Genomic DNA, 15,383 nt, shown 5'->3' with positions numbered 1-15,383 from the left:
GATGGGCGCTGTCTAGAATAAGCTAACAAGGTGTGGGGAGATGGAGATGAACAAAACAACAATGAGCCTGCGCGGCCGCTTGCTGCTGCTCTTGGTGGCGATGGCGCTGCTGGTGACGGCGATAGGCGTGCTGTCGGTGATGCGCGAGCGCGACACCATGTTGCAGGACCGCAAGGACAAGACGCGCAATCTGGTGGAGTCGGCGGCGGCGCTGGTGAGCTCCTACGAGAAGATGGCGGCGGACGGCAAGATGAGCGAACCGCAGGCCAAGCAGCTGGCGGCGGCGGCGCTGAGCAGCATGCGCTACGACGAGCGCGAGTATTTCTTCGCCTTCGACAAGGGCCTGACCTATGTCGCCCACGGCGTGAAGCCGGCCTTGATCGGCAAGAATCTGCACGGAGTTAAAGAGGGCAGCGGCCAGGACATGGGCCAGCTGTTCGACCAGGCGCTGAGCGCCGGCGGCGGCAAGGGTTACGCCGGCTACGTCTGGGACAAGCCGGGCTTCGACGCGCCGCAGCCCAAGATCTCCTATTTGATGACCTCGCCCGGCTGGGGCTGGGTGCTGGGCACCGGCATCTATCTGGACGACGTGGCCGCCGCCTATCACAAATCGCTGTTCAATCTGGCGCTGGAGGTCGGCGTGATCCTGCTGCTGCTGGCGGGCCTGGGCGGCTACATCATGCGCAGCGTGCTGGGCCAGCTGGGCGGCGAGCCGGCGGTCACCGTGGACATCGTCAAACGCATCGCCGCCGGCCAGCTGGATATGGAGGTGCCGGTGAAGAGCGGCGACCGGGACAGCCTGCTGGCCAATGTGGCCGGCATGCAGGGGCAGTTGCGACAGCTGGTGGGCGACATCGCCGCCGCCGCCAACCGGGTGTCGGAGATGAGCGCCGACGTCAGCAGCCATGCCAGCGAGGTGGCCAACGGCTCGGAGCAGCAGAGCGAGGCGGCCACCTCGATGGCGGCGTCGATAGAAGAGCTGACCGTCAGCATCAACCATATTTCCGACCGCGCCCAGGACGCCCGCAATCTGTCCGAACAGTCCGGCGAATCGTCGCAGCAGGGCAGCGAGGTGATTTCGCGTGCGGTGGCGGAGATGCGCCGCATCAATGAATCGGTGGAACTGGCCGCCGGCACCATCAACGAGCTGGTGGACAAGGCGCAGGTGATCTCCGGCATCATGCAGGTGATCAAGGACATCGCCGACCAGACCAATCTCTTGGCCTTGAACGCGGCGATCGAGGCGGCGCGCGCCGGCGAGCAGGGCCGCGGCTTCGCGGTGGTGGCGGACGAGGTGCGCAAGCTGTCCGAGCGCACCGCCCAGGCCACCGAGGAGATCGCCGGCATGATAGCCGAGATTCAGCAAAGCTCCACCCAGTCGCACGGCTCGATGGAAGAGGCGGTGCGGCGCGCCAAGAACGGCCTGGAACTGGCCGAGCAGGGCGGCGCGGCGGTGAGCGAGATCCGTCAGAGCGCCGGCGGGGTGCTGGGCGTGGTCAACGACATCTCCCACGCGCTGAAGGAACAGGGCACCGCCAGCCAGGACATCGCCCAATACGTCGAGCAGATCGCGATGAGCTCCAGCAAGAACGCGCAGGCGGCGTCCACCGCCTCGGCGGCGCTGGCGGACATGCGCCAGCTGGCCGGCAATCTGCGCGGGCTGGTGTCCCGCTTCCGCTGTTGAGCGCCGCCGCGCTAGGCCGTCTTAGAACCGGTTCTTAGAGCCTGTTCAAAGCCTCGCGAGCGAGGGCGAGACAAGGCGAAAACGAGCGAAAAAGCGGAATGTACGCGTGGTACATGAGCATTTTGAGCTTGTTTTTAACGCCGTATCGCTGAAGCGCAGCAGACTTTGAACAGGTTCTTAGCGGCCGATCTCGGTGCGCACGTCCAGCAGTTCCGGGAAGAAGGTCAGCTCCAGCGCCTGCTTGAGGAAGCGCACGCCGCTGGAGCCGCCGGTGCCCTGCTTGAAGCCGATCACCCGCTCCACCGTCTTCATGTGGCGGAAGCGCCACAGGTGGAAGTATTCCTCCACGTCCACCAGCTTTTCCGCCATCTCATAGGCTTCCCAGTGTTGTTGGGGCTGGTCGTAAATGGTCTTGAACAGCGGGATCAGTTCCGGATTGCGCTGATAGGGCTGCGACCAGTCGCGCTCCAGGCTGGAGGCCGGCACCGGCAGGCCGCGCCGCGCCAGGTGGCGCAGGAATTCGTCGTAGAGGCTGGGCGCGTCCAGAATGGCTTTCAGCGCCGCGTGCTTGTCCGGCTCATGGGCGAACACGTTCAGCATCGCCTGGTTCTTGTTGCCCAGCAGGAATTCGATGGAGCGGTATTGGTGCGACTGGAAACCGGAGGAGTTGCCCAGCACGTCGCGGAATTCCATGTACTCGGACGGCGTCAGCGTTTCCAGCACCGCCCATTGTTCGAACAGCAGGCGCTGGATCTGTTTGACCCGCGCCAGGCATTTGAAGCTGGGGCCCAGCGTGTCCTGCTGGACGAAGCGCACCGCGGCTTGCAGCTCGTGCAGCATCAGCTTCATCCACAATTCCGACGTCTGATGCTGGATCACGAACAGCAACTCGTCGTGGTGCGGCGGGTTGGACAGCGGCTTCTGGCAGGCCAGCAGTTCGTCCAGGCACAGATAGCCGCCGTAGCTCATGCGCTCGGAAAAGTTGGTGACGATCCCGGCTTCCAGTTTTCTCTCGTTCATGGTTTTTCCCTTGTAGAGGCGGCGCGTCTTTCTTGGTGTGCTTCCGGTGCGGGACCGGTTCGCGCCGCCGGCGAATGATGATCGGGAATCCGGGGCCGAATGTCAAAACGCGCGATGTTCCGGTGAGGAAACATCGCGCGTTTTCAAGGCGAAGGCGGCAAGGCTCAGGGCCGGTGCTTGCGGCCCAGCAGCATGGCCAGCAGCAGCAGCGCCGCGCAGCCTATCAAGACCGGCGCGTTGCCGTGGCGCATATAGGGGGTTAGCCCCTGGCGGCCCTGGGCGAAGCCCTGCAGCACCTGGCGGGTGTAGGGTGCCGCCACCGAGGCGATCTCGCCGTCCGGACGGATGATGGCGGTCATGCCGTTATTGGTGGCGCGCAGCATGTAGCGGCCGTTTTCCAGCGCGCGCGCCTGGGACAGCTGCAGATGCTGGCTCATCGCCACGCTCTTGCCGAACCAGGCCAGATTGCTGACGTTGGCCATGATGCTGGCCTGGGAGGCCGGGCCTATCAACTCCTCGCCGAAGCTGTCCTCGTAGCAGACGTTGAAGGCGATTTTCTCGCCGGCCAGCGCCAACGGCGGCTGATTGGCGCCGCCGCTGCTGAAGCCGGACATCGGCATATTCATGAACTGGTAGATCCAGCCTATCAGCCCCGGCACCGGGATGAATTCGCCAAAGGGCACCAGGTGGTCCTTGGCGAAATACGGACGGCCCGGCGTGGTCAGCGCCACCACCGCGTTCAAATAGCCGCGGCCGTCGTTGGTGCGGCGGGGCACGCCGGTGGCCAGCGCCATGCCGGCGCGCTGGGCCTGGCCTTCCATCATGCTCAGATAGCCGGAGGGCAGGTCGTCGAGGAAGAGCGGCAGCGCGGTTTCCGGCAGCAGCATCAGGTCGGCGCGGGCGGTGGCCACTTGCTGGTAATACACGCGCAGCGACTCTTCCAGGTTTTCCGGCGACCATTTCAGCTCCTGGGCGATATTGCCCTGGGCCAGCGCCACGCTGATCGGCTTGCCCTGCGGCTGAGTCCATTCGATGCTTTTCAGCCAGAAGCCGTTGCCCCACACCGCCAGCGCGGCGATCAGCAGGCCGGCGCGCATCTTCCAGCCGCTGTGGACCATCAGCGCCAGCGCGCCGGCGGACAGCGCCACCAGATAGCTGACCAGGTGGGAGCCGCCCAGCGGCGTGTAGCCGGCCAGCGGGCTTTCGGTGATCTGCGAATAGCCGGCGGCGGCCCAGGGGAAGCCGGTCAGCACCCAGCCGCGCAGCCATTCCCCCAGCTCCCACAGCGCCGGAAAGGCCAGCAGCCAGCGCTGCCACGGCTTGGCGGTGACGCGGGCGCTCAGCCACATCGCGAGGCCGGGGTAGAGCGCCAGATAGGCGGGCAGCAAGAGCACCAGCGGCAAGGCGATCCAGACCGGCAGGCCGGCCACGTCGTGCAGGCTGTTGTAGATCCAGTTGAAGTTGCTGGTGTAGGCGGCCAGGCCCCAGACATAGCCGATCCAGAACGCGCGTTGCGGGTGGCGCTGGGTCAGATCCGCCAGCGCCGCCAGCGACAGCGGCATGATCCAGAACAGCCGGTAGGGGGCGAAGGCGAACAGTGTGAGGCTGCCAGCCAAGGCGGCTGCCAGCAGGACCAGTAAAGTGCGCATGGTAGGCATCAGGCGAAGCCGGCCGGCAAAAGCCGGCCGACGGATTGTCAAATGGCTGATATTCATCTTAGAAACGGGAGGCGCGGGCACCAAGTGCTATCCGGCCTCCGGCGCCCGCAGGCTGTTCTAGCGTTCATGGTTTCGTGAGCCGGAGCGAGGCAAGGCCTTGCGGCTGAGAACCAGGAATGGACATGCGGCGCATGCGCGTTCCGAAGTGACTCGCCGCGCGGCGCCTCGCGCCGGATCGTCAACCGCTTCAGACCTCGCTGGTCTCGCCGGCTTGTATCCGCTCCACCAGCAGGGTGTCGACGCGGCGGTTGTCGGCGCGCAACACGGTGAAGCGCAGGCCGGAGGCTTCCACCGCCTCGCCGCGCTTGGGCAGATGGCCGGTCAGCGAGATCACCAGGCCGCCGACGGTGTCGACGTCGTCGTCTTCGAAATCGGTTTCAAAGTAATGGTTGAAGTCCTCGATTTCGGTCAGCGCCTTGACCCGGTAGCGTTGATGGCCGCGCACCGGCAGGATGTCTTCCTCGTCGTCCTCGGTGTCGTATTCGTCCTCGATGTCGCCGACGATCTGCTCGATCACGTCCTCGATGGTCACCAGGCCGGACACGCCGCCGTATTCGTCCACCACCACCGCCATGTGGTTGTGGGTGGCGCGGAAATCGCGCAGCAGCACGTTCAGCGGCTTGGATTCCGGCACGAACACCGCCGGGCGCAGCACCGCCTTCAAGTCGAAGCTGGCCGGCGCGTGGAAATAGCGCAACAGTTCCTTGGCCAACAGAATGCCCAGCACGTCGTCCTTGCTGTCGCCTATCACCGGAAAGCGCGAGTGTCCGGAGTCGATCACCATAGGCAGGAAGCGGGTGATCGGGTCGTCGCAGCTGATCACGTTCATCTGGCTGCGCGGAATCATCACGTCGCGCACGGTCAGCTCGCTGACTTCCAGCACGCCCTCGATCATGCCGAGCGCTTCCGCGTCCAGCAGATTGCGCTCGAAGGCGTTGTGCAAGAGTTCGATCAACTCTTCGCGATCTTCCGGCTCGCGCAGCAACATGGTGGACAGGCGTTCCAGCCAAGTCGGCCGCGGTTTACTGGGGTCTTCCATTTCTTAGAACTGCTCCTCTCGATAAGGGTCGGGATATCCTAGCCTTTGCATGATGACGGTTTCAAGCGTCTCCATGGTTTCGGCTTCGTCGTCTTGCTCATGGTCAAAGCCCTGCAAGTGCAGCATGCCGTGCACCAGCAGGTGGGCGTAATGGGCTTGCAGCGGCTTGTTTTGCTCGGCCGCCTCTTTTTCCACCACCGGCGCGCACAGCACCAGGTCGCCGATCAGCGGCAGGCCGGGCACCGGCTCGCCCTCGTTGAGGGCGAAGCTCAGCACATTGGTGGCGTAGTCCTTGCCGCGGTAGTCGCGGTTCATCTGGCGGCCTTCGTCGGCGTCCACGATCAGGATGCTGACCTGGGCCTGTTTGACGCCGGCTTGCAGCGCCGCCTGGCTCCAGCGGCGCAGGTCGGCCGGCCGCGGCAGCGCCGCGGTTTGGCTGCGCACGTCCAGGCTCAGTTCCAGGCGCGCGGCCAGGCGCGCCAGCAGCGGGTTACGCTTGGCTCTTTTCATCTTGCTTGCTTTGGTATTGGTCGTAGGCGTCGACGATTTTCTGCACCAGCGGGTGGCGCACCACGTCGTCGCTCTGGAAATGGTGGAAATGGATGCCGCGCACCTTGTCCAGGATGCGCTCCACCTCGACCAGGCCGCTTTTCTGATGGCGGGCCAGGTCGATCTGGGTCACGTCGCCGGTGATCACCGCCCTGGAGCCGAAGCCGATGCGGGTCAGGAACATCTTCATCTGTTCCGGCGTGGTGTTCTGCGCCTCGTCCAGAATGATGAAGGCGTTGTTCAGCGTGCGGCCGCGCATATAGGCCAGCGGCGCGATTTCGATCAGGTTCTTCTCGAACAGCCGGGTCACGCGGTCGAAGCCCATCAGATCGTACAGCGCGTCGTACAGCGGCCGCAGATACGGGTCCACCTTCTGCGCAAGGTCGCCGGGCAGGAAACCCAGCTTCTCGCCGGCTTCCACCGCCGGGCGCACCAGCACGATGCGCTTGACCGTGTCGCGCTCCATCGCGTCCACCGCGCAGCCCACCGCCAGATAGGTCTTGCCGGTGCCGGCCGGGCCGATGCCGAAGGTGATGTCGTGTTGCTGGATGGCCTTGATGTAGCGGCTCTGGCGCGGCGTGCGGCCGCGCAGATCGCCGCGGCGGGTCACCAGCACCGGCGCGTCTTCGTCGTCGGCGGGCGCCGCGGCGCCGTTGGGCGCGTGGCGGCGCAACTCCACCAGGCACAGTTGCACGTCGTCTATCGACAGCTCCTGTTTTTCCGCCAGCAGATAGAGCCGGGTCAGCGCCTCCACCGCGGTCTTGGCCTGTTCGCCTTGGACGCGGAAGCTTTCGCCGCGGCGCTGCACCGTCACGTCCAGGCCGGTTTCTATCTGTTTCAGATTTTCGTCCAGCGGGCCGCACAGGCGGGCCAGCCGTTCATTGTCGACAGGGTTGAAGCTCAGGGGTTCGGCGTGCGATGTAGTCATGCGGCTCGTAGTCTGGGTCGTTGTCGGCGGCCCGCGGCGGGGCGGGACGACCGATGGACAAGGGTTAAGGCTGCGGCGTTCATCAAATGTTCCGCAGACAATCCAGTTCCGGCGCGCTCATGCTGGCGTGGAACTCGGTGATCTCGTAGCGGGCGAGGCCGGCGACGGCGAACGGATCGCGCGCCAGCAGGGCTTCCAGCTCGGCGCGTTCGCCGCGCGCCAGGATCACGCCGCCGGTGCGCGGGCTTTTGCGGCCGGAGGCCAGCAGCAGGCCGGAGGCGTAGCCCTGCCGCAACCAGGCGACGTGCGCTTCCAGCTGCGCGTCGATGTCGGACAGCGGGGCGATATAGCTTAGCGAAACGATGAACATGGCGGCGTCAGCGTGAGTGCAAAGCGCCAAGCATACGCCCGCCCGCGGCGTCCGGCGCGAAAAAATGGCGGACGGGCCTCATGCTCAGACGGTTTCCGCGATCAGCGCCTCGCCCACCAGCGAGTGCGGGCGGGCTTCGGTGATGCGCACGTCCATCATCTGATTCAACAGCCGCGGGTGGCCGACGAAGTTGACCACGCGGTTGTTGGCGGTGCGCGCCGCCAGCATGGTGGCGTCTTTCTTGGACACGCTTTCCACCAGCACGCGCTGCACCGTGCCCACCATCTCCTGGTTGATGGCGAAGCCCTTGGCCTCGATCACCTCGTTCAGGGCTTCCAGCCGGCGCACTTTTTCCGAGTGCGGCGTGTCGTCCGGCAGGTTGGACGCCGGCGTGCCCGGACGCGGGCTGTAGATGAACACGAAGCTGAAATCGAACTCCATGTCCTTGACCAGCTTCAGCGTTTGCTCGAAGTCGGCCTCGGTCTCGCCGGGGAAGCCGACGATGAAGTCGGACGACAGGCACAGGTCCGGCCGCAGCGCGCGCAGCTTGCGGATGATGGACTTGTATTCCAGGCCGGTGTAGCCGCGTTTCATCGCGGTCAGCACGCGGTCGGCGCCGCTTTGCACCGGCAGGTGCAGATGCGACACCAGCTTGGGCAGCTTGCCGTAGCAGTCGATGATGCGCTGGCTGAATTCGCGCGGGTGGCTGGTGGTGAAGCGGATGCGCTCCACGCCCGGCACTTCGTGCACGTATTCCAGCAACAGCGCGAAGTCGGCGATTTCGCCGTCGGCCATCGCGCCGCGATAGGCGTTGACGTTCTGGCCCAGCAGGGTGATTTCCTTGACGCCTTGCGCGGCCAGGCCGGCGATTTCGGTCAGCACGTCGTCGAAGGGGCGGCTGACTTCCTCGCCGCGGGTGTAGGGCACCACGCAGAAGGAGCAATACTTGGAACAGCCTTCCATGATGGAGACGTAGGCCGCGCCGCCTTCCACCTTGGCCGGCGGGATGTGGTCGAACTTCTCGATCTCCGGGAAGGAGATGTCCACCTGGGAGCTGCCGCTGGACTGGCGCGACTTGATCAGCTCCGGCAGCCGGTGCAGCGTTTGCGGGCCGAACACCACGTCGACGTAGGGCGCACGCTTGACGATGGTTTCGCCTTCCTGCGACGCCACGCAGCCGCCGACGCCGATGATCAGGTCGGGCTTGGCCTCTTTCAGCGGGCGGATGCGGCCCAGGTCCGAAAACACTTTCTCCTGCGCCTTTTCGCGCACGCTACAGGTGTTGAACAGGATGATGTCGGCTTCTTCCGGCTTGTCCGTTTTGACCATGCCTTCGGAGTCGGACAGCACGTCCGCCATCTTGTCCGAGTCGTACTCGTTCATTTGGCAGCCAAACGTCTTGATGTATACCTTTTTCATTGCGGCTAGATTCCAGCGTGTTTCTGTCAGTTCCCGCCGGGCCGGGCCCGGCAGGCGCCGCCGCGGGCGGCTGAGGTTATCGGGACGGTTGGGCGGCCGCTTCGGCTTCCCTTTGCTTCAGCAGCTCCACTTCCTCGGGGCGCAGCACCCAGATCCGGTTGATCTGGCCTTGCATATTGAAGGTGACGCCCACCGGCCGGCCTTCCAGGCCGTCCAGTTGGCCGCGCAGCAGGAAACGGTTGTTCTCGTCGAAGATGCGCAGGCCGGGCGCCAACGGGAACTGGCGTTCCGAGCGGATGAAGATGCCGAGCAGGCTTTCCAGCAGCGAGCGGTCTTTCTTGACGAACTCGATGGTGGCGTCGTCCGCGGCGCGGACCGTGCCGGCCTTCAGTTCCATCGGCAGCAAACGGCCGGCCAGGGCCGGGGCGGCGAGCCATGCCGCGCACAGGGCGACTATGAGTATTTTCATAAGGAATTGAATACGTTGCGCGCGATTCTATCATAGCTTGGCCTGGGGGCTGGCCAAATCTTCCTTGCAGCATAGGCGTTTTGGCGTGCCGGCGCGGCCCGCATTTAGAACCTGTTCTTAGAGCGGGCGTTGCATGCCGACCGCGCTTTCGCCATAAGTCCGGCGGGTGTAATCGTCGCGCGCGCAGGCCTGGTAGCCGAAGCGGCGCCAGTAGCGCGCGGGGCCCTGCACCGCCACCAGCCGCGCCTGGCGCAAGCCGCGTCGGCGGCCCTGGCCCAGAACGGTTTGCACCAGGCGCGGTCCCAAGCCGTGGCCGCGCGCGTCCGGATGCAGCGCCAGATCGTGGATGAACAGGGTGTCGGCCGCGTCCGGCAGCCGCTCCAGCGGACGGTTCAGGCTGGGCGGGCTGCCGCCGGTCCAAGGGTGGGCGAACACATAGCCCAGCAATTGGCCGGGGCGCTCCGCCACCCAGCAGGTGTCCGGCGACAGCCGGTGGCGCGAGGCCAGCGCGTCGCGGCTCTCGATCAGCGACGGCGGATAGCAGTGTTGCTGAACTTGCAGCACGGCGGGAAAATCTTGAACTTGCATCGGGCGCAGGACAATGGCGTCCTGCCGGCGACAGACTGCGGACATCGGGTGCGGCCAATCCATGAAAGACAAAAAGCAAAGCGCGCGGCTAAGGCCGCGCCGCGTCGAAGGCGGCGATTATAGCCGGGCGGGGAAGGCGGAGCCAGCCGGCGCCGCGGAGGATTGCATGGGCGCGGCCCTGGCGCCTATACCACAGCAAGACGCGATGTCAGACGCGTGTGGGCGGGAGCATGATGCGATGACGATACCTGCGCCGGTGCGGCCGCTGGAACAAGATTTCGACGCTTATCTGATCGACGCTTTCCAATGGCGCAGCCTGGGTTTCCAGGGCGTGGGGGTGTTGGGCGCTTTGGGCTTTCTGCTGGTGCGCCGCCTGTACGGCGGCATGGTGCCGGGCTGGCTGTTCCTGGCGGTGGGCCTGGGCCTGGGCGGCTTGATCCTGTTGCAGATCGCGGCGCGGCGCGGCCGCTCCCTGCTGTTGTGGCAGGTCTTATTCGCCATTGGCTATTGCCTGGCGATGAAGCGCGCGCTGGACGCCGGCGGCTACGGCGAATATCTGCTGTTGCCGACGCTGGGCGTGTCGGCGCTGGTGATGTCGATCAGCATGTCCAGCGTATGGCACACGCTGAGCTTTTGGGGGCTGCTGCTGCTGGTGTTCGATCCCGCGCGGGTGTTTCTGCGCTGGGGCGGCGAGCAGGCGATTTACGGCTTCGGCTTTCTGGCCATCATCATCGGCGGCATGGTGCTGGTGCATCTGCAGGTGGTGCAGACGCTGCGCAGCAATCATCTGTTGCTGAACAAGCTGAGACGGCAGGCTTTTTACGATTCGCTGAGCAGTCTGCCCAACCGGCGTTCCTTTCTGCAGCAGGCGGAGTACGCGCTTGGGCACGATGACATCGTTTTCTACCTGGCCATCATCGATATCGATCTGTTCAAGTGCATCAACGACACCCACGGCCACGCGGTGGGGGATCAGACGATACGCGAGGTCAGCGCCTTGCTGGCCGAAACCTTTCACGACCAGATCTACGGCCGCATCGGCGGCGAGGAATTCGGCGTGCTGCTGGCGGCGCGCAGCGACGCGGCGGGGCAGGCGCGGCTGGAGTGTTTCCGCCAGCAGGTGCGCGCCGCTCCCTTTCCCCATGGCCAGGTGACGGTCAGCGCCGGCGTTTGCCTGGTGGGGAACGGCGGGCTGCAGCAGGCTTTCCATCGGGCGGACCAGGCGTTGTACCGGGCCAAGGCCGGCGGCCGCGACCGGGTGATCGCCTGGCAAGCGGCTTGAGAAGCCGCTGGCGATCCGCGGCGCCGGCATTGAATTTCTGGCGGAAAAATGGTCTATTCCTCATCCGCCTTTTCATCGAGTCGTCCGCTATGTCGCATTGGCTGTCCCAGATCGATCCCGATTCCGTTCGCCGCACCCCGCTGGGCGCGCGCGGCCACAATCTGCTGCTGACGCCGCTGGCCGCGCCGCGGTCCTTGCCGCTGAGCGCGGAGGAACAGGACATGGTGCGCGGCTGGCTCAAGACGCGGCGCGACCGCGCGCGCTGGAGCACCTTGTTGGCGCCGGCGGACAGCCCGACCTTGGCTGAGAACCTGCTGCGTCGCCTGCTGGAGGCCGGCTGGTGCGAAGTGGAGCTGCACGCCGAAACCGGGCTGCGCTTCCAGCCCTTGCAGCCGTTCTGGGTGCAGTGGCTGGACATGTACGGCCTGCGCCACTTGCTGGGCATGGCCGACGCGCGGCCGCAGGCCGAGGTGGTGGAACTGTGGCGCGGCTGGCAGCCGCGCCATCCGCTGTTGTTGGGCTTGGCGGAAAGCCTGAGCCCGCATCTGCAATCCTCCACGCTGGAGCGCCGGCTGAAGCTGGCCCAGGCGCTGGACCAATGGCTGCTGGACGGTTGCTGGGGCACCGAGCGCCAGTTTTCGCAGCGCGCGCTGGGGCGCAGCAAGGCCTTCGGCGTCGCGGACCGGCAGTGGCTGGCGGAGTTCGGCGTCGACCTGGAGGCCTGCGGCGTCGCCGGCCACACCCCTCACGTTTTCCTGTCCGGGCCGCTGGGCCTGTGGGCCGGGCAGCAATGCCTGCTGTCCGCCGCCTTGTTGCAGCAGGGCGTGGCCTTGGGGCCGGAGGCCTTGATGAGCGTCAGCGCGGTGGAAGGCGCGATCCGCAGCGTGCGCATCGTGGAGAACCTCAGCGTGTTCCAGACGCTGAGCCAGCAGGCGTTGCCGGTGCTGACCATCTGGGTGCCGGGCCAGCCGCATCAGCGCTGGCGCGAGGCGGTGCGCCATTTATTGACTCTGCTGCGGGTGCCGGTGCAGATCGCCTGCGACCTGGCCCCGTCCGGCATCGCCGTCGCCATGGCCGCCGGCCAGGTGGCGGAGCAGGCCGGCCGGCCGTGGTCGCCGTGGCGGATGCAGCCGGAGCAGCTGACGTTGGCCAACGGCGCCCAGCCCTTGAGCGAGGCGGACCAGGCGCAACTGGCGCGGCTGATGGGCGGCGGCTTGCCGCCCTTGCTGCATGGACTGGCGATGGAGATGCAGGAGCGGCAGTGCAAGGTGGAGCAAGAGGCGCTGTTCATCGAGGACTGGGGAGACTGAGCGCCCCCTGTCCGGCGGCTTGAAAACCGCCGGGCAATCCGGCCGCGACGGCGGACGGCGAGCGGAAAATGGGGGCGGGCGGCGACGCGCCGGCAATGACATCCGGGCAAATTGGGCCGGGTGTGAAAAATCTGCCCGGCGATGGGTACACAGCGGGAAAAAGCTGCGTTATCATCGCCCCCCAAACCCTTGATGGCAAAGGCAAGATATCAGGGTTTTCAGGAATTGAGAGAGGCTGGCGGGGTGTCAGGCACCCCCGCCGGCCTCTTGCTTTTGGGCCGCCGTTTGGGCGCGTGAGCGCGCCGCCAGAAGAGGAACATCCTTCCCATGTTGATTGGCTTCGTCGTCGTCTATCTGCTGCTGTCCGTGGGCATCGGCCTGTTCGCCGCCACCCGCGTGCGCAATGCCCGCGATTTCGCCGTGGCCGGCCGCAGCCTGCCGTTTCCCATCGTCACCGCCATGGTGTTCGCCACCTGGTTCGGCTCGGAGGCGGTGCTGGGCATTCCGGCCACCTTCATCGACAAGGGCTTCGCGGGCATCGTCGAAGACCCGTTCGGTTCGTCCATGTGTCTGGTGCTGGTGGGGCTCTTGTTCGCGCGGCCGCTGTACCGGCTCAATCTGCTGACCATAGGCGACTTCTACAAACAGCGTTTCGGCCGCAATGTGGAGCTGTTCGTGTCGCTGTGCATCATCGCCTCCTACCTGGGCTGGGTGGCGGCGCAGCTGACCGCGCTGGGAGTGGTGTTCAACGTGCTGTCCCAGGGCGCGATCAGCGCCAACGCCGGCATGCTGCTGGGCGCCGGCATCGTGCTGGTGTACACGCTGTTCGGCGGCATGTGGTCGGTGGCGCTGACCGATTTCTTCCAGATGACGGTGATCGTCGCCGGCCTGCTCTACCTGACCTGGCTGATAGGCGATATGGCCGGCGGCCCGGTCAAGGTGCTGCAGCACGCGGCGGCGCAGGACAAGTTCACCATGATTCCCAGCCTGTCGCCCAAGGACGTGGTCGGCTTCGTCGGCGCCTTGCTGACCATGATGCTGGGCTCGATTCCGCAGCAGGATATTTTCCAGCGGGTGATGTCGGCCAAGAACGAGAACGTCGCGGCGCGCGCGTCCATCGTCGGCGGCGGCCTGTACCTGACTTTCTGCATGCTGCCCATCTTCATCGGCTTCGCCGCCACCCTGATCGATCCGACCATGGTCAGCCGCTGGATGCAGCAGGACGCGCAGATGATTCTGCCCAGCCTGATCCTGGAGCGCACGCCGCTGTTCGCGCAGGTGATGTTCTTCGGCGCGCTGCTGTCCGCCATCATGTCCACCGCGTCCGGCACCTTGCTGGCGCCGTCGGTGACCTTCACCGAGAACGTGCTCAGCCGCTTCATCCCGGTGATGTCGGACCGCCAGTTCCTGCTGGCGATGCGGCTGACCGTGGTGGGCCTGGCCATCGTCACCACGGTGTTCGCGCTCTTGTCCGACGCCACCATCTACGAGATGGTGGGCAATGCCTACAAGGTGACGCTGGTGTCGGCGGTGGCGCCGCTGTTCGCCGGCCTGTTCTGGAAGCGTTCCACGCCGCAGGGCGCCTTGCTGGCCATCGCGCTGGGCCTGGGCAGCTGGCTGGCGCTGGATTACTTCGGCCCGGCGGACCCGTTCTGGCCGCCGCAGCTGGTGGGCCTGGGCTTCAGCGTCTTCGGCATGGTGGCCGGCAGCCTGCTGCCGCAGCGGCTGGGGCGCGGGGCGCTGGCGGGGATGGCTCGAGGCTGAGTCAGTGCCGGTTCACGATTTTTTCGGCTAAGGTCATTGCCCAATGCATTGAATCCGCTGCGCGGATGATGGTTTGCATTGCCGGGGCGGCCCGGCGAGCAGGGAGAGGATATTTGCTTGGCCAAATATCCTCTCCACTCCTAAAGGCCACCCTGCAAGCCTGGCCTACGGCTTCCCGCCGGTTCCCGTCAGTCCCGAGGCGCGGCTGAACTCGCAGCGCGCTAACGTCGCGCTGCTCGAACAAGCAGCCGCTTAAGACCTCGGGCCTGCCACCCGACGGCAGGCTTGAAGGGACCCGGGGCGCGTCGAATACGCCGTTTCCTTTGTATTAACGATGTGGATACCCGTGGATAAAAAGATCATGAACAGCTTCTTGGAACTCAGATCGTAAACTGGTTCTCAGAACGTGTTTACGATCTCGCGAGCTAAGGCGAGACAAGGCGAAAACGGCTGAGAAAGCGGAATGTACGCGTGGTACATGAGCATTTCGAAGATGTTTTCAACGCCGTATCGCCGCAGCGCAGCAGATCGTAAACCGGTTCTCAGAAATTGGCCGGGGTGTTGGCGCTAATGATCTCGGCCTCGTCCGGCCCGATATTGCGGAATTTGTGCGGCAGGGTGCTGGGGAAGTAATAACCGTCGCCGGCGGAGAGAATGCTGATGTGGCCGTCCACGGTCAGCTCCACGGTGCCGCGCACCACCACGCCGCATTCCTCGCCTTCCGGGTGGGTGATCATTTCCTTGCCGGTGTCCGCGCCCGGAGAATACAGCTCGCGCAGCATGCGCATCTGACGGTTGGGGTTGGAGGCGCCGATGATCAGCAGCTTCAGGCCGTCGCGGCCCAGGTCCGGCTGCTGTTCGCGGCGGAAGGTGTAGGGGTCGCTGGGCGGCGGTTCGCCAAAGGTCAGGAATTCGGTCAGCGTCATCGGGAAGCCCTGAATCAGCTTCAACAGCGAGCTGATGGACGGGCTGACCCGGTTCTGTTCTATCAGCGAGATGGTGGCGTTGGCCATGCCGGCCCGTTTCGCCAGCTCGCGCTGCGACAGCGCGAAGTGCTCGCGCACTTGTTTGACGCGTAATCCAATATCCATGCCTGTAACCTCGGTGGCGTGCCTTTGTCGGCCTCTGCTTAGTATTTTCGACAATTTTTCGAAATAGCGTCACAGTATACTGATGTCGTCGCCGGCCATGCAGTGCAATTCGCGCTTTCTGGTCGACGGCGGCGCATTTTCGACGCCTGGGG

The 15,383-nt window shown here is 65.3% G+C and carries 14 protein-coding genes; 4 read left to right on the top strand and 10 right to left on the bottom strand.

The annotated features are described in order from the left end of the window. Positions 1–46 precede the first annotated feature (46 nt). A complete protein-coding gene (locus JW897_RS08610) occupies positions 47–1,684 on the top strand; it encodes a methyl-accepting chemotaxis protein (RefSeq protein WP_205465831.1) in 1,638 nt (545 codons plus the stop codon). Positions 1,685–1,861: 177 nt separating this feature from the next. Here the strand turns inward: JW897_RS08610 and kynA are convergent, their stop codons facing one another. The 9 genes from kynA to JW897_RS08565 all read right to left on the bottom strand — a co-directional run bounded on the left by kynA (position 1,862) and on the right by JW897_RS08565 (position 9,784). Continuing rightward, positions 1,862–2,704 (bottom strand): tryptophan 2,3-dioxygenase, encoded by an 843-nt coding sequence (gene kynA / locus JW897_RS08605; protein WP_048413712.1) that lies wholly within the window; start codon positions 2,702–2,704, stop codon positions 1,862–1,864. Between the two features lie 164 nt (positions 2,705–2,868). Next, positions 2,869–4,353, bottom strand: coding sequence for an apolipoprotein N-acyltransferase (lnt, locus tag JW897_RS08600; protein WP_053077299.1), 1,485 nt, complete (start codon positions 4,351–4,353; stop codon positions 2,869–2,871). Positions 4,354–4,609: 256 nt separating this feature from the next. Next, positions 4,610–5,461: an HlyC/CorC family transporter gene (locus JW897_RS08595; RefSeq protein WP_048413713.1), complete on the bottom strand. Its 852-nt coding sequence runs from the start codon at positions 5,459–5,461 to the stop codon at positions 4,610–4,612. 3 nt (positions 5,462–5,464) lie between these two features. Further along, the gene (gene ybeY, locus JW897_RS08590) at positions 5,465–5,971 is read right to left on the bottom strand and encodes an rRNA maturation RNase YbeY (protein WP_048413714.1); all 507 of its coding nucleotides are present in this window, start codon (positions 5,969–5,971) and stop codon (positions 5,465–5,467) included. Continuing rightward, positions 5,952–6,938, bottom strand: coding sequence for a PhoH family protein (locus tag JW897_RS08585; protein ID WP_048413715.1), 987 nt, complete (start codon positions 6,936–6,938; stop codon positions 5,952–5,954). The genes ybeY and JW897_RS08585 overlap by 20 nt, the downstream gene beginning before the upstream one ends. Before the next feature lie 82 nt (positions 6,939–7,020). Then, positions 7,021–7,308: a YciI family protein gene (locus JW897_RS08580; RefSeq protein WP_048413716.1), complete on the bottom strand. Its 288-nt coding sequence runs from the start codon at positions 7,306–7,308 to the stop codon at positions 7,021–7,023. A gap of 84 nt (positions 7,309–7,392) precedes the next feature. Continuing rightward, positions 7,393–8,727 carry a tRNA (N6-isopentenyl adenosine(37)-C2)-methylthiotransferase MiaB gene (gene miaB, locus JW897_RS08575; RefSeq protein ID WP_205465830.1) on the bottom strand — a complete coding sequence of 445 codons (1,335 nt, stop codon included), beginning with the start codon at positions 8,725–8,727 and terminating at the stop codon, positions 7,393–7,395. A 76-nt stretch (positions 8,728–8,803) separates the two neighbouring features. Continuing rightward, complete coding sequence (locus tag JW897_RS08570) at positions 8,804–9,196, bottom strand: hypothetical protein (RefSeq protein WP_048413718.1); 393 nt, start codon at positions 9,194–9,196, stop codon at positions 8,804–8,806. Positions 9,197–9,313: 117 nt separating this feature from the next. Beyond that, on the bottom strand, positions 9,314–9,784 hold the full coding sequence (locus JW897_RS08565; RefSeq protein ID WP_205465829.1) for a GNAT family N-acetyltransferase: 471 nt from the start codon (positions 9,782–9,784) through the stop codon (positions 9,314–9,316). Positions 9,785–10,022: 238 nt separating this feature from the next. Between JW897_RS08565 and JW897_RS08560 the strand changes: the two genes are divergently transcribed. The 3 genes from JW897_RS08560 (at position 10,023) to JW897_RS08550 (ending at position 14,140) form a co-directional block, all read left to right on the top strand. After that, the gene (locus JW897_RS08560; protein WP_205465828.1) at positions 10,023–11,066 is read left to right on the top strand and encodes a GGDEF domain-containing protein; all 1,044 of its coding nucleotides are present in this window, start codon (positions 10,023–10,025) and stop codon (positions 11,064–11,066) included. Positions 11,067–11,155: 89 nt separating this feature from the next. Next, the gene (locus tag JW897_RS08555) at positions 11,156–12,376 is read left to right on the top strand and encodes a DUF2399 domain-containing protein (protein ID WP_048413787.1); all 1,221 of its coding nucleotides are present in this window, start codon (positions 11,156–11,158) and stop codon (positions 12,374–12,376) included. Positions 12,377–12,703: 327 nt separating this feature from the next. Then, positions 12,704–14,140 carry a high affinity choline transporter 1 gene (locus JW897_RS08550; protein ID WP_048413721.1) on the top strand — a complete coding sequence of 479 codons (1,437 nt, stop codon included), beginning with the start codon at positions 12,704–12,706 and terminating at the stop codon, positions 14,138–14,140. A 542-nt stretch (positions 14,141–14,682) separates the two neighbouring features. Here the strand turns inward: JW897_RS08550 and JW897_RS08545 are convergent. Then, positions 14,683–15,231, bottom strand: coding sequence for a cupin domain-containing protein (locus tag JW897_RS08545; protein ID WP_048413722.1), 549 nt, complete (start codon positions 15,229–15,231; stop codon positions 14,683–14,685). Positions 15,232–15,383: the final 152 nt, after the last annotated feature.

It is taken from the genome of Chromobacterium alkanivorans (genome assembly GCF_016937655.1).
GTDB classification, from domain to species: Bacteria; Pseudomonadota; Gammaproteobacteria; order Burkholderiales; family Chromobacteriaceae; genus Chromobacterium; species Chromobacterium alkanivorans.
Note: the sequence above shows the minus strand (reverse complement) of the source record. Positions and strands in the feature narration are given on the sequence as shown.